The sequence below is a fragment of the Streptosporangium sp. NPDC001681 genome, assembly GCF_040298085.1.
In the GTDB taxonomy this organism is placed as follows: Bacteria; Actinomycetota; Actinomycetes; order Streptosporangiales; family Streptosporangiaceae; genus Streptosporangium.
Genome location: NZ_JBEOZN010000007.1, coordinates 25,098 through 49,194, shown reverse-complemented (window position 1 = coordinate 49,194; position 24,097 = coordinate 25,098). Strand labels below are relative to the sequence as shown.

At 68.8% G+C, this 24,097-nt stretch carries 23 protein-coding genes and 1 tRNA gene; 17 read left to right on the top strand and 7 right to left on the bottom strand.

All coding sequences use genetic code 11. From position 1 onward, the window contains the following. Positions 1–152: 152 nt before the first annotated feature. Positions 153–1,976: a CASTOR/POLLUX-related putative ion channel gene (locus ABT130_RS04790; protein ID WP_350952892.1), complete on the top strand. Its 1,824-nt coding sequence runs from the start codon at positions 153–155 to the stop codon at positions 1,974–1,976. Positions 1,977–2,142: 166 nt separating this feature from the next. Here ABT130_RS04790 and ABT130_RS04785 read toward each other — a convergent pair whose 3' ends face one another. Beyond that, positions 2,143–2,361, bottom strand: coding sequence for a hypothetical protein (locus ABT130_RS04785; protein ID WP_350952890.1), 219 nt, complete (start codon positions 2,359–2,361; stop codon positions 2,143–2,145). An 82-nt stretch (positions 2,362–2,443) separates the two neighbouring features. Here ABT130_RS04785 and ABT130_RS04780 point away from each other — a divergent pair, with 82 nt between their 5' ends. The 5 genes from ABT130_RS04780 to ABT130_RS47725 are packed head-to-tail and all read left to right on the top strand — an operon-like array spanning position 2,444 to position 4,904. Next, positions 2,444–2,707, top strand: coding sequence for a hypothetical protein (locus tag ABT130_RS04780; RefSeq protein ID WP_350952888.1), 264 nt, complete (start codon positions 2,444–2,446; stop codon positions 2,705–2,707). Positions 2,708–2,721: 14 nt separating this feature from the next. Continuing rightward, on the top strand, positions 2,722–3,699 hold the full coding sequence (locus ABT130_RS04775) for an acyl-CoA dehydrogenase family protein (RefSeq protein WP_350952886.1): 978 nt from the start codon (positions 2,722–2,724) through the stop codon (positions 3,697–3,699). Then, complete coding sequence (locus ABT130_RS04770) at positions 3,596–3,904, top strand: acyl-CoA dehydrogenase family protein (RefSeq protein ID WP_350953026.1); 309 nt, start codon at positions 3,596–3,598, stop codon at positions 3,902–3,904. The genes ABT130_RS04775 and ABT130_RS04770 overlap by 104 nt, the downstream gene beginning before the upstream one ends. Beyond that, entirely contained in the window at positions 3,901–4,572 is a 672-nt protein-coding gene (locus ABT130_RS04765; protein WP_350952884.1) for an enoyl-CoA hydratase/isomerase family protein, read from the top strand. Before ABT130_RS04770 ends, ABT130_RS04765 begins: the two co-directional genes overlap by 4 nt. 26 nt (positions 4,573–4,598) lie before the next feature. Beyond that, on the top strand, positions 4,599–4,904 hold the full coding sequence (locus ABT130_RS47725) for a DUF8825 domain-containing protein (protein WP_502992074.1): 306 nt from the start codon (positions 4,599–4,601) through the stop codon (positions 4,902–4,904). A 124-nt stretch (positions 4,905–5,028) separates the two neighbouring features. Here the strand turns inward: ABT130_RS47725 and ABT130_RS04760 are convergent, their stop codons facing one another. The 5 genes from ABT130_RS04760 to ABT130_RS04740 all read right to left on the bottom strand — a co-directional run bounded on the left by ABT130_RS04760 (position 5,029) and on the right by ABT130_RS04740 (position 7,233). Further along, entirely contained in the window at positions 5,029–5,286 is a 258-nt protein-coding gene (locus tag ABT130_RS04760; RefSeq protein WP_350952882.1) for a hypothetical protein, read from the bottom strand. A gap of 223 nt (positions 5,287–5,509) precedes the next feature. Next, positions 5,510–5,644, bottom strand: a complete 135-nt coding sequence (locus ABT130_RS04755) for a hypothetical protein (RefSeq protein WP_350952880.1) — start codon at positions 5,642–5,644, stop codon at positions 5,510–5,512. 173 nt (positions 5,645–5,817) lie between these two features. Then, positions 5,818–6,066, bottom strand: coding sequence for a DNA-directed RNA polymerase subunit alpha C-terminal domain-containing protein (locus tag ABT130_RS04750; protein ID WP_350930230.1), 249 nt, complete (start codon positions 6,064–6,066; stop codon positions 5,818–5,820). Between the two features lie 213 nt (positions 6,067–6,279). Further along, positions 6,280–6,696 carry a PASTA domain-containing protein gene (locus ABT130_RS04745; protein WP_350952878.1) on the bottom strand — a complete coding sequence of 139 codons (417 nt, stop codon included), beginning with the start codon at positions 6,694–6,696 and terminating at the stop codon, positions 6,280–6,282. Between the two features lie 448 nt (positions 6,697–7,144). Continuing rightward, positions 7,145–7,233, bottom strand: a tRNA-Leu gene (locus ABT130_RS04740). Between the two features lie 164 nt (positions 7,234–7,397). Between ABT130_RS04740 and ABT130_RS04735 the strand changes: the two genes are divergently transcribed. The 3 genes from ABT130_RS04735 (at position 7,398) to ABT130_RS04725 (ending at position 11,902) form a co-directional block, all read left to right on the top strand. Then, positions 7,398–8,705 (top strand): M20/M25/M40 family metallo-hydrolase, encoded by a 1,308-nt coding sequence (locus ABT130_RS04735; RefSeq protein ID WP_350952876.1) that lies wholly within the window; start codon positions 7,398–7,400, stop codon positions 8,703–8,705. A 109-nt stretch (positions 8,706–8,814) separates the two neighbouring features. Beyond that, a complete protein-coding gene (locus ABT130_RS04730) occupies positions 8,815–9,435 on the top strand; it encodes a hypothetical protein (protein ID WP_350952874.1) in 621 nt (206 codons plus the stop codon). Between the two features lie 250 nt (positions 9,436–9,685). Next, entirely contained in the window at positions 9,686–11,902 is a 2,217-nt protein-coding gene (locus tag ABT130_RS04725; RefSeq protein WP_350952872.1) for a chaplin family protein, read from the top strand. Positions 11,903–12,084: 182 nt separating this feature from the next. Here the strand turns inward: ABT130_RS04725 and ABT130_RS47720 are convergent, their stop codons facing one another. Next, positions 12,085–12,501: a DUF5703 family protein gene (locus ABT130_RS47720; RefSeq protein WP_425427982.1), complete on the bottom strand. Its 417-nt coding sequence runs from the start codon at positions 12,499–12,501 to the stop codon at positions 12,085–12,087. Between ABT130_RS47720 and topA the strand changes: the two genes are divergently transcribed. The 8 genes from topA to ABT130_RS04680 all read left to right on the top strand — a co-directional run bounded on the left by topA (position 12,428) and on the right by ABT130_RS04680 (position 23,943). Beyond that, the gene (gene topA / locus ABT130_RS04715; protein ID WP_350952870.1) at positions 12,428–15,079 is read left to right on the top strand and encodes a type I DNA topoisomerase; all 2,652 of its coding nucleotides are present in this window, start codon (positions 12,428–12,430) and stop codon (positions 15,077–15,079) included. The genes ABT130_RS47720 and topA overlap by 74 nt on opposite strands. Before the next feature lie 133 nt (positions 15,080–15,212). Next, entirely contained in the window at positions 15,213–16,619 is a 1,407-nt protein-coding gene (locus ABT130_RS04710; protein WP_350952868.1) for a metallophosphoesterase, read from the top strand. Positions 16,620–16,813: 194 nt separating this feature from the next. Continuing rightward, a complete protein-coding gene (gene tmk / locus ABT130_RS04705) occupies positions 16,814–18,877 on the top strand; it encodes a dTMP kinase (RefSeq protein WP_350952866.1) in 2,064 nt (687 codons plus the stop codon). Between the two features lie 99 nt (positions 18,878–18,976). Next, a complete protein-coding gene (locus ABT130_RS04700) occupies positions 18,977–20,158 on the top strand; it encodes a DNA polymerase III subunit delta' (RefSeq protein ID WP_350930222.1) in 1,182 nt (393 codons plus the stop codon). Positions 20,159–20,662: 504 nt separating this feature from the next. Then, the gene (locus ABT130_RS04695; RefSeq protein WP_350952864.1) at positions 20,663–21,415 is read left to right on the top strand and encodes a hypothetical protein; all 753 of its coding nucleotides are present in this window, start codon (positions 20,663–20,665) and stop codon (positions 21,413–21,415) included. Beyond that, the gene (locus tag ABT130_RS04690) at positions 21,412–22,566 is read left to right on the top strand and encodes a glycosyltransferase family 4 protein (RefSeq protein WP_350930220.1); all 1,155 of its coding nucleotides are present in this window, start codon (positions 21,412–21,414) and stop codon (positions 22,564–22,566) included. The genes ABT130_RS04695 and ABT130_RS04690 overlap by 4 nt, the downstream gene beginning before the upstream one ends. 184 nt (positions 22,567–22,750) lie before the next feature. After that, positions 22,751–23,278, top strand: coding sequence for a SigE family RNA polymerase sigma factor (locus ABT130_RS04685; protein WP_350952862.1), 528 nt, complete (start codon positions 22,751–22,753; stop codon positions 23,276–23,278). Beyond that, on the top strand, positions 23,275–23,943 hold the full coding sequence (locus ABT130_RS04680) for a permease-like cell division protein FtsX (RefSeq protein WP_350952860.1): 669 nt from the start codon (positions 23,275–23,277) through the stop codon (positions 23,941–23,943). The genes ABT130_RS04685 and ABT130_RS04680 overlap by 4 nt, the downstream gene beginning before the upstream one ends. Positions 23,944–24,097 lie beyond the last annotated feature (154 nt).

The following is a 24,097-nucleotide window of genomic DNA, read 5'->3' as shown; positions in this document are numbered from 1 at the left end:
GACAAACCCTCACATAAGGGGGTTTCTGTAGTGAAGATTCTCCAGCCGGGACGGCCGCTGATACGGTCCTTTCCGTTCTTAAGTCAACACTGGAGGGGGCAGGGGTGCGGGCGAGGTTTCGGGGCCGGCTGCGATATTGGTTCGACAGTACGATGGATCGGGGCACCCCGGCTCTGATCGGCTGGCTCACCCTGGCATCACTGCTCTTGATCATCGTAGTCGCAGGGGCCGTGCTGCTGCTGGCACGCGATGACGCCATCTCCAACGGCGGTTGGCTCGGCATCACCTGGATGACCCTGATGCGCGCGATCGATCCAGGGACGATGGGCGGAGACACCGGCAGCGCGATGTTCCTGATGCTCATGCTGACGGTCACGATCGGCGGGGTTTTCATTGTCAGCTCATTGATCGGTGTGCTCACCACGGGCCTGGAGAACCGGATCACCGAGTTGCGCAAGGGGCGCTCCCGCGTGATCGAGCGTGGCCATACCGTGCTGCTCGGCTGGTCGGACCAGGTGTTCACGGTCGTGGCGGAGCTGGCCAAGGCCAACCAAAGTCAGCGGCGCTCGTGTGTGGTGATCCTCGCCGACCACGACAAGGTCGACATGGATGAGCAGATCCGCGCTCAGATCGGCGACACAGGGCGCACGCGGGTCATTTGCCGCTCCGGCAATCCCCTCAATCGAAACGATCTGGAGTTGGTGAGCCCGGAAACCGCGCGAGCGATCATGGTCTTGTCGCCCCCCGGCGACGATTCCGACATCAATGTGATCAAGTCTCTGCTGCTGCTGAGCAACCGATCCTGGCCTCACGGACGGCCGCATATGGTCGCCGCCGTCCAGGACTCGGAGAATCTCGCGGCCGCCAAGCTTGCCGCCGGTCCCGAGGCCCAGGTCATCGACGCCGACGACATCGCCGTCCGGCTTGTCGTGCAGTCCCACCGGCAGGCGGGTCTGTCCACCGTGTGCGCCGATCTGCTCGACTTCGCCGGCAATGAGTTCTACATACGCGCCGAGCCCGCGTTGATCGGAAAGACCTACGGCGAGACGCTTGATGCCTACCGACTCGGCAGTCCGGTTGGCATTCTGCGCGGTGACGGAGATGTGCTGATCAACCCGTCCATGAGTACTCCAGTCGGCGATCAAGACCAGATGATTATGATCGCCGAGGACGACCTGCTCATCCAGTTGGCCGATACGCCGGTCCCTATCCTGGAGTCCGCGATCGCCATGGTTCCTGCCCGCACCCCGGAACCCGATCGAACTCTGTTCATCGGCTGGAATTCCCGCGCCCCGAAGATCATCGATCTACTGGATCGCCTGGTCGAGCCCGGGTCCACTCTCGACATCGCCGCGCCCACACGGCCCACCGTGCTCCTCACGGAGGGCCGTACCAACCTGGTGATCGGCTACAAACCCTGCGAACTGACGAGTAGGCGATCGCTGGAAACGCTTGATCTGGGCAGCTATGAGCACATCGTGGTGCTGTCAGATGACAGCACCGATCCCGGGAATGCCGATGACCGCACCCTGGTGACTTTGCTGCATCTGCGAGACATCGAGGTGCAACTCGGAGACCCCTATTCGATCGTGACCGAGATGAACGACGACGGCAACAGGGAAGTCGCCCAGGTCACCAAGGCTGACGACTTCATCGTCAGCACCAAGCTCATCAGCCTACTGCTCACCCAGATGGCGGAGAACAAGCACCTTAATGCGGTGTTCACCCATCTTTTCGAGCCGGACGGATCTGAGATTTATCTCAAGCCATCCTCTGACTATCTCATTCCGGGGAAAGAAGCGAACTTCGCTACGGTTGTCGAGGCCGCACGGCGGCGCGGCGAAACCGCAATCGGCTACCGTCTCAAGCGTCATGGTGAGGAGGCGCCTTCCTATGGGGTGCTTCTTAACCCGCCCAAATCCGACCCTCTGACGCTCGCCCAGGACGACAGCGTGATCGTCCTGGCGGAGAACTGAATCGTCCCGGGCTTTGATGTGCCCCCGGTTCCGTGGAGTCGCTCTGGTTGACTGCCGCGCCTCTGCCCCCCTTTCAGAAGGAGATATCCCGCTGAGTTCCGCCGGAAGGTCCTGGACCTGTTGAAGGCCGGTCGTACCGTGCGAGAGATCGCATTCGATCCACAGATCAGCCGGCCAGACGATCTGCAACCGGCGTGAACAGGACCTGATCGATTCCGGCCAGAAGCCCGGCGCGACCTTCTCCGACAACGCGGAGCCGGTCGCGGCGCCGGAGACCGAACCGGCCGTCCCCTGACGTGTCGGCGAGCTGCCCAAGCAGGCGGTTGTCCCCAAAAGACGGTTCGCGGCCATCGCCGTGATGACCGGCGAAGGCCTGCCAGGTCATGGACGTCTCCGAATCGGGCTTCCACGCCTGGCGCAACCGGCCGCCACTGGTCCGGGCCGTCCGGCATGTCTGACTGACCGGCATGATCCGCCAGGTCCACAGTGCCTCTCACGGCGTCCACGGTGGCTGCCGGGTCCACGCCGAGCCGCCCCTGGACCACCGGTATCGGCGGCCCTGGTCTGCCGTCCCGGCGCTGCTCACCTGCCAGCACCTGCACGGCGGCACCGGCCTCGACATCGACCACCCGCTGCACCGGTACGTCACCGGCGGGCTCGCCCTCGGCCAGTTCCTGGGCGGCACCGAGGCCTGCCTGGACGCGGCGGCCGGCTCCGCCCGGGTCAGCTGAGAGAGGACACCAGCGTGTACATCGACCTGACCCCCGAGGAGCGCGAGCTCCAGCGGGAGGCGGACACCTACTTCGCCGGCGTGGTGACCGAGCAGGAGCGCGCCCAGCTGCACGAGGACGAGTTCGGCCCCGCGTACCGGGCGGTGTCCCGGCGGCTGGGCCGCGACGGCTGGCTCGGCCTGGGCTGGCCGGAGGAGCACGGCGGCCGGGGCCTCGGCCCGGTGGCCGACCAGATCGTGGTCAGCACCGTCTTCCGGTACGAGGTCCCCTACCCACTGGTCACCGTCTACTCGGTCGGCCCGGCACTCCAGGAGTTCGGCACCCCGGAGCAGCAGCGGGAGTTCCTGCCACGCATCCTCGCCGGCGACCTGCAGGTCTCCATCGACTACAGCGAGCCCGGCTCCGGCACCGATCTGGCCTCGCTGACCACCTCCGCCCGGCGTGACGGCGACTCCTACGTCGTCAACGGCCAGAAGATGTTCATCTCCGGCGCGCACACCGCCGACTACCTGTGGCTGGCCTGCCGCACCGACCCCGAGGAGCCGCGCACCCGGGGCATCTCGATCCTGCTGCTCGACACCGCCCTGCCCGGCGTCAGCTGGACGCCCATCCGCACGCTGAACCGCTCGCACCAGGTCAACGCCGTCTACTTCGACGACGTCCGGGTACCCGCGGACCGGCTGATCGGCCGGGAGAACAAGGGCTGGTCGGTGGTGGTCAGCCAGCTCAACTCCGAGCGGTTCATCGTCGGCCCGGCCGGCAAGATCCAGGCACACCTGGACCGGCTCCGGCACTGGGCCGCCGAGACGCCGCTGGGCGGGCCGGGCGGGAGGCGCCGGATGGGCCGACCTGCCCGAGGTACGCCGGGCGCTCGCCGAGCTCGACGCGATCGTCACCGCGAACGAGCTGCTCAACTGGCGGATCGTCGCCGACACCGGCACCGGCACGCTGGGCGCCGCCGACGCCTCGGTGAACAAGCTGTACAACTCTGAGCGGCTGGTCGAGGCCGGCGCCCGGATCGCACAGCTGGTGCAGCGGTACGGCGACCCCGCCGACGAGCTGACCGCCGCCGTGCTGCGCGACACCGACCACGCGTTCAAGACCGAGCTGAAGCTGCCGGTTGGCGGCGGCGTCAGCGAGATCCAGCGCGAGCTGATCGCCACCGTGGGCCTGGGCCTGCCCAGGGCGCCCCGATGAGCGCCCCCGGGACTCCCGGCGTCGCCGGGACGGGTGAGACCGGCGCCGGACCCGCGCTGGTCGGGTACGACGCGGACCGCGAGCGCGGTGTCGCGGTGCTGACCCTGGACTCGGTCGCCAACCGCAACGCGCTGTCCCGCCCGCTGCTGGACCAGCTGACCGCACTGCTGCGGCGGGCCGCGGCCGACGACGCCGTCCGGGTCGTCGTGCTGCGCGCCAACGGCCCCTCGTTCTGCTCCGGCGCCGACCTCGCGGCGGTGCGCTCCGGCGCGATGACCCCGATCGTCGAGGGTGTCGTCGAGGTGCAGCGCCTCGTCGTGACCATGCCCAAGCCGGTGGTGGCGCGGGTGCACGGCACGGTCCGGGCCGGCGGCCTGGGCCTGGCGGATCTCCGGATGCGACCGCAGGCTCGCCCGGTACCGGGCCGCTCTTGGGGCCGGGGCGGATCCCGCCCTCGTCACTCGGCGGATGGCCGAGACGCAGGCTCGGCGCGTGGCGGCCCAGGCTCAACTGCGGCAGGCCGGTTGCCCGCGCCGCATGACACGAGCGGGGATCGATGCCGTGATGACCACGTTAGGAGACCTCGTGAAGGTCATCCAGGAGGCCGACCCCGTCGACAAGGCCGAGATCTACGGCTGACCCGTCGGCCCCGGAAACGATCCGTGTAGGCCCGGGTTCAACCCGACCTCCACGTGTGCAAAAGGCTTGTGTCCGAGGAGGACTTGAACTCCTAGGACACCCAGATCATCAGGGAACAAGCGGATACCTAGAGTGCCTGTCTCTTCCCTTCCAGCGGTCGTCGCAACACCCCGGGGGAGGGGGGAGAACGCCGACGGCTGACTATGAGATCCCTGACGACCCGATCGAAGCGCAGCGCGCCTACTGGGAGGCGGACGCCGCAGTACAGGAGGTGACGGACGCGCTCCCGCCGTCAACGGCGATCGTGGCCGGCGAGGCTGAGATCACGGACGAACAACGGCAGCGGTTGGCAGAGGTATGAGAAGCACGCCTGGTCGCCCCCTGGAGATGTTGAACCGGCACGCGGCGTGGATGCGCCTGCAGAAGGCCGCCAAGGCCTGAGTGTGCACTGGTGGCTGGGGCTCGCCCATCACACCTGTTGAAGTTCAGGGGATGTATACCTCGTAGTAGAAGCCCGCCGGATAAGGGCCACCCCCGCGGAACCAGTGACAGTAGACGAGCCCGGTGTATTGACCGTTCTGCGCAGCGTCCTCGTAGGCGAGGTCGCAGGCGGCCAGGGTCTGGTAGGGGCCCTGCAGGTACCAGTCCGGTGTCGGCCAGCCCCCGGCGGCCACGGCCGCGCTGGTCTGGGTGGCGGCGACGGCGGGTGCGGTACCAGCCAGGACACTGGCGCCCAGCGCCACGGCGAGTACAGCGGAATGTAATCGGCGGATCCTCATTGTGGGTGACTCCTCGCATTCGGGAAGGAGAACACCTTCAGATGAGCACCGGCTACCGGGCTTGAGGAGATACCGGTTCTCCATATTTCGGCCGGATGGTGCGTTTGTCGAGGTTGTTTCGCCTGGCCTGAACACGTGGGCGCCCCGCTCGTCCTCCTCGCGGAGGGCAGGCGGGGCGTTGTTGTGGTCAGTACAGCTGGTACTGGTAATTCACCGTGACGCGGTCTTGAGTTCCGCCGCCCGCGGGATAGGTGCCTCCGTGCAGGGTGTGGTTGACGGTGATCGTGCCCTTGGGGCCAGGCCGTTGAAGCTGTGGACCCACAGTCCCAGGCTGCTGCTGAGGTCGAATGGGCCTGTGCACTTGTAGTCGGTGGTGGTGTCCGGTTGCTGGTAGCAGAAGTCGACCGTTGGCCGCGCTCAGCTCAGGATCCATGCCGCCCATGCTCGCGCGGTTGGGTGATCACGCGCCGGCAGTCAGCAGGTGCCCTCGCTACTTCAGTGCGGTGAGGCAGGGGGCTGTTGCAGGGACAGGCCGATAGCGGCGAGCTTTCGTTTGACTTCCTCGACATACATGAGGTTGTTGCGGTCGATCGCTAGCAGGTCTTGCTCTCCGTGAGCGATCAGTTCGCCGTAGGTGTTGATGCCCGCACGCTTAAGGGGGGCGTACGCCCGAACCGTGAGGCCGAGTTCCTCAAGGGGCAACCTGGCGTAGTTGTCGTGCGGCTGTGACTCTGCGGGCGTCATAGGTCTTCTCTGCGCTCGTAGCTACTCCGCGGTGGAGGAGCGTAGGTAACGCATTATGCGGCTCATGTTCGCGCTCCGGGGTGATCGTCCGCAGGGGGTTGCGGTGGCCTGTGCTGCGGGGCCGGACTGGCGGGGCGCTCATCGCCCCTGCGAGGGGTCCGGACACGATGATGCCCCCACCCCGAAGGGCAGGGGCGCCGCGCACTACTCGTCTTACTCGCCGATCTTCTTCGCATACAAGGTGATCAGTGTGTCGACCGTCACCTTCCGTCCGGCGGCCGGCGTCTGCTTGGTCACCACCCAGTTGCGGTCGTACACCTGGAAGCGGTTCTGCCCGGTGGCGTCCTTGTCGTTCAGAATGTAGAACCCCGCGGCCTGCATGGTGTCCTGCCCCTCCTGCAGGTTCATCCCGACAACGTCCGGCAGGACCTTCTTCTCCGCCACCTCTTCCTTCTCCCCGGCCGGAGTGGGATCGGGCTCCTTGTCATCCTTCTCGATCGGCTTAGGGCTCTTCTCCACAGGTGCCGGCGCGGTGACGGTCACGACAGGTGCCGCAGTGTCCGCACCCGCCCCGCACCCGGCGAGAGCGGCAACGACTGCATCGACGACGATCGAGCCGGCGATTCTCATGCGAGCGCTCCTGTGCTGTGGCGGACGGGTAGGTGAGGACGGTTGAAAGGGGCCGCGGGTTGGCCAGTGAACGTCGTTCTGTTGGTGTGCCAGGTACGACGACACCCCCTCACCACGAAAGGGCAGGAGCGCCGGCCGAAGCCGCTACCGCGCGACCCTGCCGAGAGCCGCCTCGAACTCTTCAGCCTGCTCATGTCACGCTTCTGCTCGCCAAGGGTGTACCGATCAAGGTCGTGTCTGAGCGGCTCGGCCACGCGGGCGCGGTCGTGACCCTCGAGGTCTACGCCCACGTGCTTCCTGGCAATCAGCGGGATGCCGCAGACACGTTCGCGACCCTGGTGTCAGGGGTCTAAAACCATGATCAGTATCAGCGGCGGTATCACAAGCAGAATCGAGGCCGAAATGACAAAGTCCCGAACCTGTGACCTGCACAGTTTCGGGACCCATCTGGTGTCCGAGGGGGGACTTGAACCCCCATGCCCCGCAAAGGGCACTAGCACCTCAAGCTAGCGCGTCTGCCTATTCCGCCACCCGGACGTGGTGCCTGCACGCGGGACCGTCATCCCGCGTCGGCGGACTTAGGTTAGCAAACTCTTGAGCTTGCGTCATATCGGTAGGAGGGCGGGTGCGGACGGGGTGCCGGGAAGGAGGGTACGGCGGGAGGATGGGGGTGGAAGCCGTACCGAACCCAAGGAGTCCACATGGCCACGCTCAACGGTGAGGATGAGGTCGTCGGGCTGTGCCGCGACCTGATCAGGATCGACTCGACCAACGCGGGTGACAATTCGGGGCCCGGGGAGCGGGCCGCCGCCGAGTACGTGGCCGAGAAACTGGCCGAGGTCGGGCTGGAGCCGCAGATCCTGGAGTCGGACAGGGGGCGGGCCAACGTGATCGCCCGCATCGCGGGGGAGGACTCCTCGCGGGACGCGCTGCTGCTGCACGGACATCTGGACGTCGTGCCCTTCAACGCCGCCGACTGGGCCCACCACCCGCTCAGCGGTGAGATCGCGGACGGCTGCGTCTGGGGGCGCGGCGCGGTTGACATGAAGGACATGGACGCGATGATCCTCGCGGTCGTACGACAGCGGCTCAGCGAGGGGCGTCGCCCGCCGAGGGACGTGGTGCTGGCCTTCACCGCCGATGAGGAGGCCGGGGGCCACTACGGCGCGCAGTGGCTGGTCTCAGAGCACAAGGACCTGTTCGACGGGTGCTCCGAGGCGATCGGTGAGGTGGGTGGGTTCAGCGTCTCCATCGACGAGGCGCGCAGGCTCTATCTGATCGAGGCGGCCGAGAAGGGCATCGCCTGGATGCGCCTGACCGCCACCGGCCGGGCCGGGCACGGCTCGATGCTCAACGCGGAGAACGCGGTCACCGAGCTGGCCGAGGCGGTGGGCCGCATCGGCCGGTACGAGTGGCCGGTCCGGATGACACAGACGGTGAGGACGTTCCTGGAGGAGACCTCCAGGGCGCTGGAGCTGGAGCTTGACCTGGACGACGCGGAGAAGACCGTCGCCAAGCTGGGGCCGCTGGCGCGGATGATCGGCGCCACGCTGCGCAACACCACCAACCCCACGATGCTGGAGGCCGGCTACAAGGCCAATGTGATCCCCCAGGCCGCTACCGCGCACGTGGACGGCCGCTTCCTGCCCGGATATGAGGACGAGTTCTTCCAGACCGTCGACGAACTGCTCGGCCCCAATGTGACCAGGGAGTTCATCTACCACGACATCGCCATCGAGACCGGTTTCGACGGGCCGCTGGTGCGTGCGATGGCCGACGCCCTCCTCGCCGAGGACCCGGGCGCGCTGGCCGTGCCGTACACGCTGTCGGGGGGTACGGACCTGAAGGCGTTCAGCCGGATGGGAATCCGGGGGTTCGGGTTCGCGCCGCTGAAGCTCCCCGCCGACCTGGACTTTTCCGGGATGTTCCATGGGGTGGACGAGAGGGTTCCGGTGGATTCGTTGCGGTTCGGGGTCCGGGTTCTTGACCGATTCCTGGACGGCTGCTGATCCGTTCTCGGGAAACCCGTTGCGTTGACTCCATGTAGTGCTAACGTGACTCTCCGTTGAAGGGTGGCTCGTGTCCAAGCGGGCCTGTCCAGGAGCTTTGGGAGGCCATGTGGCGCACGTGCCGCACGAGCAGTGGAGGGCGTCCTCGCCCGCTGCTCGACGCGTGCCCGTGGCCTTCTCCGTCGACGACACGATCCCCGACCGGGCTGACCGGATGGCGCGGTTCGCGGCCGGCACCCGGTGGGGCATCAGGCAAGCCCTCGCCATCGGCGGCCTCCTGGCCGCCGCATGGCTGCTCGCGATCGTCTTCGGCTTTCTCAGTGCCACTCCCGCGGTCGCGGACGCCACCGCGGCGACAGGAGTGGCCCGTTCCCAGCCCCTTGACGCTGCCGCTTCCGGATCGGCTTCAAAGGTCGATGACTTCCCCACGGGCAGCGGCAAACCGTCGGCGACGGACAACGCCGAAGCCATGGCGGGGCGAGGTGTGGACGGGCTCACCAGCCAGTCCAAGCCGGGTGCCCCGGCACCCGCCACCGTCGACCACGGTTCTGGCAGCAATGGATTCGTGCCCCAGAGCGGTGGTGGATCCGGCCTCTTCGGCTCGGGTCCGGGGGATGTCGCGTGGTTCGCCTACGACCCGCGACTGGCGACACAGCGTGTTCCGCTGGCGTTCGTGCTCCCCCCGGTCGTCCGCACAGCGGCGGACGACCCTTCTTTCTCTCCTGACTGACATCGTCTTGTAGACCGGCCTGATCTCCTTTCGAGTGATCCGCCGGTCGCGGAGCCTGTCTCGATCCTCCGTCCCCAGGAGAGCCGCTCCACCGGTGAGCGACGAGCAGGCCGACGAGTCAGTCAGTTCCCAACTCCTCATGACGGCCCGCCTGGGCCTCCGCTGTGCGGACCTGTCCGGTCCTCACACGGCTCTCGCATGCCCTCACGAGGGTTTCAAGGTCCCCCCGAGACTGCTAGGAGCTTCAATCATGCGTACGTGGGTTAGGGGCACGGCCCCTGCGGCACTGCTCGCACTGGGCGTCATGGCCATGGGCGGCGGTACGGCCTTTGCCGACACCGACGGTGACCACTCGATCGCCGGAGGCAACCAGGTCAACCTTCCGATCACCCTGCCGATCGACATCAGCGGAAACGCCGTCGCTGTGGCCGGACAGTCGGCCGCCTCCTCCGAGGGCGGCGCGTCCGTCGAGAACGGCGGTGGCGGCGGCGCGGGGGGCAACGAGACCTCCGGGCGGGGCAGCGTCCTGGGTGGCAACCAGGTGGTGGCGCCGATCACCGCGCCCGTCAACGCCTGTGGCAACGCGGTGTCGGTGATCGGCCGTTCCGAGGCGGGTTGCCGAGGCGGTGCCTCGGTGCGGAACCAGGGCGGGAACGGTGGCGGTGCCGGTGGCAACCGCACGAACGGTGATCACAGCATCGGCGGCGGCAACCAGGTGGTCGCGCCGATCACCGCGCCGATCAACGCCTGCGGCAACTCTTTCGCGATCTTCGGTGGGGCAACCGCCGGTTGCCGGGGTGGTGCCTCGGTGAGCAATCAGGGCGGTGGCGGCGGCGGTGCCGGTGGCAACCGCACCTCCGGGCGGGGCAGCGTCCTGGGCGGCAACCAGGTGGTGGCGCCGATCACTGCGCCGATCAACATCTGCGGCAACTCGGTCGCCGTCGTCGGCGAGGCGTTCTCCGGCTGCGAGGGCGGTGCCGAGGTCGTCGGCGGCAGGCCCGGCAGGCCGGGGCAGCCCGGTGGTCCTGGGCACCCCGGTGGTCCCGGGCACCCCGGCGGGCCCGGACAGCCCGGTGGTCCTGGGCACCCCGGTGGTCCGGGACGGCCGGGTGGCCCCGGAGAGCACGGCGGCCCTGGCAAGCCCGACTGGCCGGGTAAGCCGGGTTACGGCGGTCACGGAGGCCATGAGGGGCATGGAGACCACGGCGGCCACGGCGGCGGCTGGGAGCGCGGCCCGCGTCCCGGCGGCCCCGGCTCGGGCTACGGCCGGCCAGGAAACGACACCGACGGGCGCTTCGGAGCCGGTAGCGGCAATCAGGTGGTCGCGCCGATCACCGCGCCCGCCAACGTCTGCGGCAGTGCCGTCGGCAACGGCCGGGCGGGCTGCCCGGGCGGTTCGTCCGCGGGAACGGGCCAGGGCGGCGGTGGTGCGGGCGGCAACCGCACCTCCGGGCGGGGCAGTGTCCTGGGCGGCAACCAGGTGGTGGCGCCGATCACCGCGCCGATCAACGTCTGCGGCAACGCGGTGGCCGTGCTGGGTGGAGCCTTCGCCGGCTGCCAGGGGGGTGCGTCCGTCGGGACCGGTGGTCCCGGTGGCGGCGGTGCCGGTGGCAACCGTACGAACGGTGATCACAGCATCGGCGGCGGTAACCAGGTGGTGGCGCCGATCACCGTGCCGGTCAACGTCTGCGGCAACGCGGTGGGCGTGCTCGGCCGGGCCGCGGCCGGGTGCAGGGGCGGCGCCTCGGTCTCCGGCGGCGCGGGTGCGGGGGCCGGTGGCAACCGTACCTCCGGGCAGGGCAGCGTCCTGGGCGGCAACCAGGTGGTCGCGCCGATCACCGCGCCGATCAACATCTGCGGCAACGCGGTCGCCGTCCTGGGCGACGCCGCCGCGGGCTGCCTCGGCGGCTCCCGTGCCGGAGGGCCGGGCGGTGGCCAGTGGGGCGGCCACAACGGCGGTCAGTGGGGTGGCCACGAGGGTGGTCACCGGGGCGGACCGGGCGGACCCAAGGGCGACTACAACGGCGGCCGAGGCGACTGGGACGGCAAGCCCAGCAGGCACAGGACCAGTGGCCTGCTGTCCGTCCTCCCCGCCGTTCCGGGGATCGGCGGGGAGGACGGTCAGGCGTCGCCGTCCGACGCCCGCGGTGCCCAGGAGGCGGGCCAGTCCCGGCTTCCGGCCGCCGCCGGCCTGCCCGAGCTCCCCGTCATGCCCGCCACCCCGGTGAGCAAGCGGGCCGCGGCGGCCGACAGCAGCTCGCCGCTGGCTCCCGTCACGGGCCTGACGTCCTCCACCCCGGCCGGTGACCTGCCGATCCGTGACCTGGGCCTGATGAGTGCCGCTCAGCCCGTCGGCGTGACCGGAATGAACGTCGGTTCCCTGGTCACCCTGCTGATCGGCGCGTTGGCCGCGGCCTCCGCGACCGTCTTCGGCACCACCCGCCGCATCCGTTTCGGTAAAAAGTAAGGCATTAGTCACCCATTAGGCATGCCTTCCTCAGAGCCACTGAGGAAGGCGCGCAGACGCCTCGACGGCGGCGAGACAGGATGACCGCGCCTGCGTGGTGCGGTGCTCGCTCGCGTGGCGAGGCACGGAAGCTTTGCCCGTTCCGGGGGCGCGGCCCGGGGCGGGCAAAGCCATGTCTGGAATCACATCGTCCTGGTCACACGTATGATCTTCCGGCGCAGCCGGACGTCCCGGCGGCCATCGGGATACAGTCGCAGGCGGTCGAGCTCCCAGTCGCCGTATTCTGCATGTTCGGTCAGTATCCGGCGGGCTGCGTCCCGTGAGGTGCCACGCGGGAGGTGGAGAACCAAGTAGGAGTAGTCCAGCACAGCGATTAGTCTCCGAGGGTGAGCCGAGGGACGTCGACACTCATAGGGCTTTATTCTGCGTCCTTGCGGCTTTCCTTGGGAGTGTTCCCGACTCAGATCGGGTAACCCGAGGGGAAGTAAACGGGGAACGAATGCGAACAGCGAGGTAGGAAGCAGCGTGCCAGCCAAGAACGGCAACGCCGGCGGAAACCGCCTGGTGATCGTCGAGTCGCCTTCCAAGGCGAAGACCATCGCCGGGTACCTCGGCCGCGGCTACGTCGTGGAGTCCAGCATCGGGCATATTCGTGATCTCCCTGAGAAGGCCGAGGACATCCCTGAGAAGTACAAGGGAGAGTCCTGGGCACGCCTCGGCGTCAATGTGGATCACGAGTTTGAGCCGCTCTACGTCGTCAACCACGACAAGAAGGCGCAGGTGAGCAAGCTCAAGCAGCTGCTCAAGGACGCCGACGAGCTCTATCTCGCCACTGACGAGGATCGTGAGGGCGAGGCGATCGCCTGGCACCTCCGCGAGGTGCTCAATCCCAAGGTCCCGGTGCACCGCATGGTGTTCCACGAGATCACCCCGCGGGCGATCCAGGAGGCGGTGGCCAATCCCCGCGCCCTGAACCTGCGGCTGGTCGACGCCCAGGAGACCCGGCGCATTCTCGACCGTCTCTACGGCTACGAGGTCAGCCCGGTCCTGTGGAAGAAGGTCAAGCCCCGGCTTTCGGCCGGGCGCGTGCAGTCCGTGGCGACCCGGTTGGTCGTGGAGCGCGAGCGCGAGCGCCTGGCGTTCACCAGCGCGAGTTACTGGGACCTGCAGGCGCTGCTCGACACCGGTGGTGACGAGGTTCCGCACGAGTTCACCGCCATGCTGACCGGCGTGGACGGAAAGCGCGTCGCCCAGGGCCGGGACTTCGCGAGCAACGGCACCCTCAAGAGCGCCGATGTGCTCCACCTGGACGAGCAGGCCGCCCAGGCCCTGGCCGGGCGCCTGGCCGGTGTGCCGTACAAGGTCAGGTCGGTCGAGCGCAAGCCGTACACCCGCAAGCCGTACGCGCCGTTCAGGACGACCACGCTGCAGCAGGAGGCCAGCCGCAAGCTGGGCTTCTCCGCGAAGTCGACCATGCAGGTCGCCCAGCGCCTCTACGAGAACGGCTTCATCACCTACATGCGGACCGACAGCATCACGCTGTCGGAGACCGCTGTCGCCGCCGCCCGCAGCCAGGCCATCAAGCTTTACGGCTCGGCCTATGTGCCCGACAAGCCGCGCGTCTACGCCAGCAAGGTGAAGAACGCGCAGGAGGCGCACGAGGCGATCCGTCCCTCGGGTGAGGAGTTCCGCACGCCGGGCGAGACCGGGCTGACCGGTGACATGTTCCGCCTGTACGAGCTGATCTGGCAGCGGACCGTGGCCTCCCAGATGAAGGACGCGGTCGGCGAGTCGGTCACCGTCAAGGTGGACGGCACGTCCAGTTCGGGGGAGCAGGTCGAGTTCAGTGCCTCCGGGCGGACCATCACTTTCCACGGCTTCCTGAAGGCCTATGTTGAGGGCGCGGACGACCCGTCCACCGACCGCGACGACTCCGAGAAGCGCCTGCCGAACCTGAGCGAGAACGACCCGCTCACCGCGTCCGCGCTGAACGTGCTGTCGCACGCCACCAAGCCGCCGGCCCGGTACACGGAGGCGTCGCTGATCAAGGAGCTGGAAGACCGGGAGATCGGCCGTCCCTCGACGTACGCGTCGATCATCGGAACGATTCTGGACCGCGGCTACGTCTTCAAGAAGGGCACCGCCCTGGTGCCGTCCTTCCTGGCGTTCGCGGTGGTCAACCTGCTGGAGCAGCACTTCGGCCACCTCGTCGACTACGACTTCACCGCCGACATGGAGAAGGTCCTCGACGACATCGCCAACGACCGGGCGGAGCGGGTGCCCGAGCTGCGCCGGTTCTACTTCGGTGTGGACGGCGGCGAGGGTCTGAAGGAACTGGTCACCGACCTCGGCGAGATCGACGCCAAGGAGATCAGCTCGTTCTCGATCAGGGGCACCGACATCATGATCCGGGTGGGCCGCTACGGTCCGTACCTGGACCGGGAGGGTGTCCGGGTGAACGTGCCGGAGGACCTGGCACCCGACGAGCTCACCGCTTCGATGGCCGAGGAGCTGTTCTCCCGCCCGACGGGTGACCGGGAGCTGGGCAAGGACCCGGTGACCGGGCACGTGATCGTGGCCAAGGACGGCCGCTTCGGTCCGTACGTCACCGAGATCCTGCCGGTGGAGACGCCTCCGGCCGAGGGCAAGAAGAAGACCAAGAAGGCCGACGCCCCCAAGCCGCGCACCGGGTCGCTGCTCAAGTCGATGTCCCTGGACACCGTCACCCTTGAGGACGCCCTGCTTCTGCTCTCGCTGCCGAGGGTGCTCGGGGTGATCGACGACCAGGAGGTCACGGCGCAGAACGGCAAGTTCGGGCCGTACATCAAGAAGGGCACCGACTCTCGTTCCCTGGGGTCGGAGGAGGAACTGTTCACGGTCACCCTCGATCAGGCCAAGGAGTTGTTCGCCCAGCCCAAGACCAGGGGCAGGCGGGCCGCGGCCGCGCCGCCGCTGCGCGAGCTGGGTGAGGACTCGGTCTCCAAGAAGCCGATCGTGGTGAAGGAGGGGCGGTTCGGGCCCTACGTCACCGACGGGGAGACCAACGCCTCGCTGCGCAAGGGGGACGAGGTCGAGCAGATCACCACCGAACGCGCCGCCGAGCTTCTCGCCGACCGTCGCGCCCGAGGTCCGGCGCCCAAGCGTCCCCGCACCACCCGGGCCAAGGCCAAGGCCTGACGCCGCCGGGCCAGGGCCCCTCGTACGGGGCTCTGGCCCGCGGGGTTTCCGCACCCGCTGGGAACGCATTCGCCGTTTCGGGCGTTCTTCGGAACGCGCCGGGACGGGCCGGTGGGCGCGAGAGGGAAGGCAAGTGACGATCGTGGGCTTCGTGTCGCTGGTCATCTGTGCGATCACGGTGGTCCACTACTACCTGTGGCGTCGCCTGGTCCGTTCGACCACCCGGCCGGGGCGGACCCGCCGGGTGCTGACCTGGATCCTCGTCGGCCTGGCGGTGCTCGCCCCCGTGACGCTGATCGTCTCCCGCAGTGAGTGGGGGCACTTCCTGGCGTGGCCGGGATTCTTCTGGATCGCGACGATGTTCTACCTCGTCGTGTTCCTGGTGGTCCTGGAGATCCCCAGGGCCGTGGCCCTGCTGGTGGTGCGTGGGGTGGAGCATCGGGCCGAGCGGCACCTGGTGCCGCCGGGGGTGGTCGCCCGCCGTGCGAAACGAGCCGCGCAGCCGGAGCTCGCCGTTCGATCCGAAACCGCCGGCACACCGGCGTCCGTGGCCGCCGTTCACCCCGAGCGCTCCCTCCGGCCCGTCTCCACGGCCCAGACGGACCGTGGGGAGTCCCCGATCGGTGGAGTGGTCGTCGTACCGGGTCCTGGAGGCACGCCGCGCGGCGGAGGGGCGAAGGACACGGCAGGCGGGCTGAGCAGGAGGCTGTTCATCGCCCGTACGGCGGCGGTCGCCGCCGGGGCGGGGGCGCTCGGCACGATCGGGTTCGGGATCAGGACCGCCCTCAGCGACCCGGTGATCGAGTCGGCCGGGGTGGTGCTGCCCAGGCTGGATCCACGCCTGAACGGCCTGCGGTTCGCGGTTGTCAGCGACATCCACCTGGGCCCGCTCACCGGTATGGAGCACACCCGGCGCATCGTCCGCATGATCAACTCACTGGAGGCCGATGTGGTCGCCGTCGTCGGCGACCTGGTCGACGGCACGGTGGCCGAGCTCGGCCCGCTGGCCAGGCCGCTGAAGGACCTCGAATCCCGCTACGGCGCCTACTTCGTCACCGGTAACCACGAGTACTACACCGCCAACGGCCCGCAGGAGTGGATCGAGGAGCTCCGCGAGCTCGGCATCCGCCCGCTGGGCAACGAGCGCGTGGAGATCGCCCACGGGGGAGCCGTGCTCGATCTCGCCGGGGTCAACGACGTCGGCGGTGTCGCATCGGGTGACGGTCCGGACTTCGAGCGGGCGCTGGGTGGCCGTGACCGCTCCCGGTCCACGGTCCTGCTCGCCCACCAGCCGGTCCAGGCGGTCCAGGCGGCCACCTACGGGGTGGACCTCCAGCTGTCCGGCCACACGCACGGAGGGCAGATGGTCCCCTTCAATCTGATCATCCCGATGCAGCAGCCGGTCGTCTCCGGTCTCGGCGAGGTGGACGGCACCCAGGTCTACGTGACGCGGGGCGCGGGTTTCTGGGGGCCGCCGGTCCGGGTGGGTGCCCCACCCGAGATAACCCTGCTGGAAGTCAGGAACGAGAGGCTCCGGTAGCCCGGCACCGATCGGGAGAGCCGGCCAGGGCGCGGAGACGCATCACTGGAAACACGAGCATCTGACGCTTCTTTTCGGGTGTGGCACCTGCGGGGCACAGGGTGTAGGCATTACCCTCATGCGACGAGCAGCCGGGCATTTCCGCCTGGCTCATGTTTTCCCCAGCCCAGCGAGCACCTGGATACGCTGACACTATGACCACCCTTGGCCGGAGCACCGCGCGACGTAAGCCCCCCCACGTGCTGGCCAACACCCCGTTCCGCAAGCTGTGGACGGCGATGTCGGTGTGCAGCCTCGGAGACTGGCTCAACCTGCTGGCACTGACCGCCCTGGCGGGCAACCTCACGGTGGGGTCCGGCTACAAGGTCCAGAGCCTGGCCATCGGAGGCGTCTTCGTGGCGAAGATGCTCCCCGCCATCCTGCTGGGCCCGCTCGCCGGCGCGTTCGCCGACCGGTTCGACCGGCGGATGACGATGTTCTTCTGCGACTTCCTGCGCTTCGCGCTGGTGTTGTCGATCCCGCTGATCGGCAACTACCAGTGGGTGATCATCGCCACCTTCCTGGTCGAGTGCGTCAACCTCTTCTGGGTTCCGGCCAAGGACGCCACGGTGCCCAACCTGGTGCCCAAGGAGCGACTGGAGGAGGCCAACCAGCTCAACCTCCTGGTCACCTACGGGACCGCGCCGATCGCCGCGCTGCTGTTCGCGGTGCTGTCGGTCGCCGACGACGCCCTGGGCAACCTGGTGCCGTTCTTCGCCCAGCGGGAGACCTACCTGGCGCTGTTCATCAACGCGCTCGCCTACCTGGTCTCGGCCTTCATCATCCTCTCGCTCAAGGACATCCCGAAGGCCGGCGCGCGGGCCACGACCTCCACGCCGTCGGTGCTGCGGCAGATCTTCGAGGGCTGGCGGTTCGTCGGCGGCAACCGGCTGATCCGCGGCCTGATCATCGGCATGCTGGGCGCGTTCGCCGCCGGCGGCGCGGTGGTCGGGGTGGCCAAGATCTACGTGGACGCGCTGGGCGGCGGCGACGCGGCGTACGGCGTGGTCTTCGGGGCGGTCTTCGTCGGCATGGCGTCCGGCATGTTCTTCGGGCCGAGGCTGCTGAGGGAACTGTCGCGGCGGCGGTTGTTCGGCCTGTCGATCGTGGTGGCCGGGGTGGTCCTCGTCGCGATCGCGCTCGTCCACAACCTGGTGATCGTCGTCCTGCTGACCGTGCTGCTCGGCGCGTGCGCGGGAATCGCCTGGATCATCGGCTACACGATGATCGGGCTGGAGGTGGACGACAACCTGCGGGGCCGCACGTTCTCCTTCCTGCAGTCGCTCGCCCGGGTGACCCTGCTGCTGGTGGTCGCGGTCGCGCCGACCCTGGCGGGCCTGTTCGGCGAGCGGGAGATCAGGGTCGGGCAGGAGCCGGTCTACCAGTTCGACGGCTCCAACCTGGTGCTGCTGGTCGGCGGGTTGCTCGCGATGGCCGTCGGGGCCGTCGCGCTACGGCAGATGGACGACCGCAGGGGCGTCTCGATCGTCGCCGACCTGATCGCCGCGGCGCGCGGGGAGCGGTTCACCCCCGAGAGCGTCGAGCAGGCGCGCGGGATGTTCATCGCCTTCGAGGGCGGTGAGGGGTCGGGCAAGACCACCCAGTCCAGGCTGCTGGCGATCTGGCTGCGCGACCAGGGGTTCGACGTCGTACAGACCCGTGAGCCGGGCTCGACCAAGGTGGGCATGCGGCTGCGCGCGATCCTGCTCGACGCGGTGCACCAGGGACTGTCCGCGAGGTCGGAGGCCCTGCTGTACGCGGCCGACCGGGCCGAGCATGTGGAGAAGGTCATCCACCCGGCTCTCCAGCGGGGTTCCATGGTGATCTCCGACCGGTACGTCGACTCGTCGCTGGCCTACCAGGGCGCGGGCCGGGCGCTGGACATCGAGGACGTCAAGAGGATCAACGGCTGGGCCACCGGTGGGCTCGTTCCCGATCTCACCGTGCTCATCGACACCCCGCCGTCGGTGGGGCTGGCCCGGTTGGGCGGAGCCGCCGACCGCATCGAGTCGGAGCCGCTGGAGTTCCACGAGCGCGTCCGCCGCGAGTTCCGGGCACTGGCCGCCGCGGAGCCGGATCGTTACCTGGTCGTCGACGGGACCCTGACCCAGGAACGGATCTCCTCGCTCATCTACGACCGGGTCCGCGAGATCATGCCCGACCCGGTGCCACAGGAGTCGGAGGACGTCACCGGGACCATCCCGGCGATCCGTGACTGACCCGGCGCCTTCGCGAGCCGTGAGCGGAGCCGAGGTCGCGGGGGAGTCCTCTCCGTGAGCTCCTGACCCGGCGACCGGCACCGGCGGTAGGTTGGGTCCGTGGGAGTCTTTGATGATCTTGTGGGGCAGGAGCGGGCCGCGGTAACGCTCCGCCGGGCCGCGGCGGCCGGGGCCGACCTGCTGGCCGGGGGGCGCGGCGCCGGGATGACCCACGCGTGGCTGTTCACCGGGCCGCCCGGGTCCGGGCGTGAGGAGGCCGCTCGGGCGTTCGCCGCCGCGCTGTTCTGCCACGAGCAGGGGTGCGGCCACTGCGACATGTGCCATCAGGTGTCGGTCGGCTCCCACCCGGACCTGGAGATCGTCCGCCCGCAGGGACTCTCGTACGGCATCAAGGACACCCGCAGGCTCATCCTGCGCGCGGCCGGGGCGCCGACGCTGGGCCGCTGGCGGGTCGTGCTGTTCGAGGACGCCGACCGGGCGACCGAGGGGGCGTCCAACGCGCTGCTCAAGGCCATCGAGGAGCCGCCGCCGAAGACCGTCTGGCTGCTCTGCGCGCCTGCTCCGGACGACATGATGATCACCATCAGGTCCCGTTGCCGGATCGTCACGCTCGTCACCCCGCCCACCTCGGCGGTCGCCCACGTGCTGGCCACGCGCGAGAACGTGCCGCCGGCGATGGCGGAGTTCGCGGCCAGGGCCGCCCAGGGGCACATCGACCGCGCCCGCAGGCTGGCCCTGGACGAGGAGGCGCGCTCGCGTCGCGAGGCGGTGCTGTCCATCCCCAGGTCGCTCACCGGCGTCGGTGAGTGCGTGATGGCCGCCGAACGCCTGGTGAAGACCGCCGAGGACGAGGCCGCCGCGGTCACGGCGGTGCTGAACGAGGCGGAGATCACCGAGCTGCGCCAGGTCTACGGCGAGGGCTCCACCGGAAAGGGGCTCAACAGGGGGCTGATCCGCGGCGGTGCCGGGGCGCTCAAGGACCTTGAGGACCGGCAGAAGTCCCGGGCGACCCGTACCAAGCGCGATGTCATCGATGCGGCACTGCTCGACCTGGTGTCGTTCTACCGCGACGTGCTGGCCGTGCAGTTCGGCGCGCACGTGGAACTGGCCGGCGAGGACCGCCGCGCCGATCTGGAAGACCTGGCCCGTGCCTCCACCCCGGAGGACACCCTGCGCAGGATCGACGCCATCATGCGCTGCCGGAGGCGGCTGGCGGCCAACGTCAGCCCGCAGATGGCCGTGGAGTCGATGACCCTCTCGTTGCGTGAGCCCCGGCTCTGAACCGCGTCGGCCGGGCCTGATCCGCCTCACGACGGGCGGTGGTTTTCACGTTTTTGGTCATGCAGACCGAAATGTTGGAACTGGGCGGACCGGAGCCCGCTGAAACGATCAGCAGGCTCTGCGCCGGGGGCGGCAGGCGGGCGGACATGCGCTACCGCGATGGCCGGGAGGTTCCCGTCCGGTCGGCATGGATGCTTCGGAGGCGCACATCGTGGTCCGGCGGGGACCGGAGTTCGAGGTGATCAACTTTGGCCGATATCGGACACCTCAAGGTTTCCGGTAACCCGGTGTGACGGATATCGGCTGGTGAGGGTAGGGGGCCGTCGCGACCGCGCGCCCTCTACCCATCTTTTTTCGATTAGATGGAACCATTCATCGCTAAATCACCTCAAAGCATGAGTGTGGGTCGTTAGGATTCACGGGCAAAAATCAATGCTTTTGTTATAAAACAACGGGAAGTGTCCTGCTCTATGGGGATGAGCAGCGAAGACCGGGGGAATTTTGGTGAGCACCGAGGCGCGCCACGGGGTGGTCCCGTCCGTGAGCGGGCGGGCCGTCACGAGCCGGGTGGGCGATGACGACACGCTGAGGATCGAATGGTCGGCACCGACGGACGCGGAGATCGTCCTGCGGCATGTGGAGACCGGTGAGGAGTGCGGGACGGCGGACCTGACGGTGCTGGCCCCAGGCATCTGGATGGCCTCATGCCGGGGCGAGCCCGTCGCCACCGACGACCCGGGGTTCTCGCTCGACGGGCTCTGGTCCTACGCCGAGACCCGCCGCAACCGGGAGATCAGGGCGTTCCGCACCTCCCTTGGCACGCTGGGCCTGCGGGTCCGCGAGGTCGAGCCGTACGTCGAGGTGATCCGTGTGACCGCGGACGACGGGGTGATCGCCGTCGAGGGCGCCGTCGCGTACGGCGACCCGATCCGGGGGGAGGCCGGGCTGGTGGCGGTGGCCCGCCGGGGGCCGGAGCCGGTGAGCGGGCCGGCGACCTTCCAGGGACGGTGGTTCGAGGGAGCGATCGAGATCGCGCCGATGGCCGAGGCGCAGGTGCGGCGCCGGGTCTTCTGGGACCTGTACGCGGAGATCTCCGGGGTCCGGCTGCCGCTGGCGACCCGTCTTGATGACATAACAGATAAGAAGATCAAAGTTCGTTTTCCTGCCCAGCGTGTCGGGCAGGTGAGGGTCCGCCCGTACTACACCGAGACCGACAGTCTCGCCGTCGCGCTCAGCATCGAAGAGGAGAAACCGTGAAGATCTCCTTTCTCATTCTCAACGCCTACGGCATGGGCGGCACCATCCGTGCCACCTTCGACCTCGCCACCGCCATGTCCGAGCGGCACGAGGTCGAGGTCGTCAGCGTCTTCCAGCACACCGACACCCCCTTCCTGCCGCTGGGCCCCCGGGTCAGGCTCCGTTCGCTGGTGGACCTGCGGGAGGGGGCCAGGGTCCGCTGGCCGTACACGAAGAGGGCCGAGCGGCTGGGCGCGCGGGAGAGCGCGCTGATCCACCCCGAGGAGCGCGCCTACGCGTCCTTCAGCGCCTGGAGCGACGAGGTCCTCGTCCGCGAGCTGCGCAGGCTCCGCAGCGACGTCCTGATCACCACCCGCGCGGGTCTCAACATCATGGCCGCGAGGTACACCCGCAGGAAGGTCGTCACGATCGCCCAGGAGCACCTGCACTTCGAGGCGCACCAGCCCGGGATCTTCGAGGAGATCCGGACCTGGTACCCGAAACTGGACGCGGTCGTCACCCTCACCGAGGCCGACGAGCACGACTACCGGAACATGCTCAACGGGTCGCCCACCCGGGTGTTCACCATCGGCAACGGGCTGCCCGGCGGGCCGCGTCCACGCTCCAGGCAGGAGAACCGGATCGTGCTGGCCGCGGGCAGGCTGGTGCCGGTCAAGGGGTACGACCGGCTGCTGAAGGCGTTCGTCCGGGTGGCCAGGGAACGTCCCGACTGGAAGCTGCGGATCTACGGCGAGGGCCGGGTCGGCGACAAACTGGTCAGGCAGGCGGTCAAGCTGCGGCTGCACAACAACGTCACCTTCATGGGCCCCACCGGTGACATCGAGGGCGAGCTGGCCAAGGCGTCGATCCACGCGGTCAGTTCCCGCTTCGAGGGCTTCGGCATGACCATCATCGAGGCGTTCGCCTCCGGGGTGCCGGTGGTCAGCTTCGACTGCCCCCGCGGACCTCGCGAGATCATCACACCCGGGATCGACGGACTGCTGGTTCCCGCCGACGACGTGGACGCCCTGGCCGACGGGCTGATCCAGATGATCGACGACGAGGAGGGCCGCCACAGGATGGCCAAGAACGCCATCCAGACGGCCCAGAGCTACGACATCTCGATGATCGCCGAACGCTGGGAGAAGTCCTTCGCCGAACTCGGCCGCTGAGCGGGGGCGGACGCGGTCGTACGCCGGCCCGAGCCGGTGTGCCGGGTGGAACTCACCGGATGGGACACGTGGGCCGGACGGGGTTTACGAGCCGGAAGGGGGCCGTAGGCAGGGAGAACACGGACGGGGTGGAGCTCGTGGGCCGGGTGAAGCAGCAGAAGGCCCGGCACGGCGTCTCTGTGATGTGGAAGTCGAACTGCTCTCCCACGGAGAGCCCTTGGCCAGGGACCGCGTCGACATCGCGACGCTGTTCGCCGAACATCACCTCGGGCTGGTACGGCTGGCGCTGCTCATGGTGGGCGACCAGGCCACCGCCGAGGACGTCGTACAGGAGGCGTTCGCCCGCACCCACGCGGGACGGCGCCGCCTGCGCGACCCAGGCAGGGCGCTGACCTACATCCGCTCGGCGGTTCTCAACGGGGCGCGATCGGTGCTGCGCCGCCGCGCGGTCGCCTTCCGCTGGGCCGCGCCGTACGAGCCGCCGGCCTGGTCCGCCGAGCACGCGGCGCTGCTCGGCGAGGAGCGCCGCGAGGTGCTCATGGCCCTGCGCGCGCTGCCCAGGCGGCAGCGGGAGGCGCTGACCCTCCGCTACTACCTGGAGCTGTCCGACCTGGAGATCGCCGAGACCATGGGCATCGCCGCCGGCACCGCCCGGTCCACCCTCGCGCGTGGGCTGGCCACCCTCGCCCGGATGCTCAAGGAGGAGTCATGACCGACATCGAGAACCGCCTCCGCGACGCCTTGTCCGCCGCCGCCGCGACCGCCGAGAACATCCGCCCGCTCACCGTCCCCGCCCGCCGCCGCCTCAGAGCTCCCTTCCGGATCGCCGCCGCGGCCCTGGCCGTCGCCGTGGTGGTCTTCGGAGCCGTACGGCTCACCGCGCCCTCCCCGCTGTCACAGGAGAACGTCGTCACCATGGCGATGAGCGGCCCCGAGCAGTCCGGAGATGCCGACGTGTCGGTCTTCCTCTGCAAGCAGCATGACCCATTCCCGAAATGTGACCATGTGATGACCGAGGGGGAGAGGGCGGAGATCCGGCGGACGCTTGAGGCCCGGCCCGAGGTGAAAAGGGTCCTCTTTGAGGACCAGCAGCAGGCATGGGAGAACTTTCGGAGCCAGAACACGGACAAACCCACGCTGCTGCAGGCGATAGCCGTCGAGGACATGCCGGAGTCCTTCCGAGCCTGGCTCAGGCCGGGCGCGGACCCCAAGGTCGTCGCCCGTGCCATGGGCGAACTGCCGGGGGTGTCCAACGCGATCGATAGGCACTGCCTGCTGAGAAGGTCGTGGCTGGGGTCGCTCGTCGAGCGTCTCCTTCCGTGGTCGGATGAGCCGGAGCAGTGCTCGTTCCCGAAGTTCGAGCCCCCGGAGTCCTAGGAGGGGGCGGACTGAGCGGGCGACAGTGGTAGGGGCAGGTCGCGAACGCGGCCGGTAGCCGTGGCCGGGTGGCGCCGCACGTCCGGCACGACGATGCCGCGGTCGGGGGGATTGTTCATGATCGCACCGGGTGGCACCGCACATCCGGGGGCAC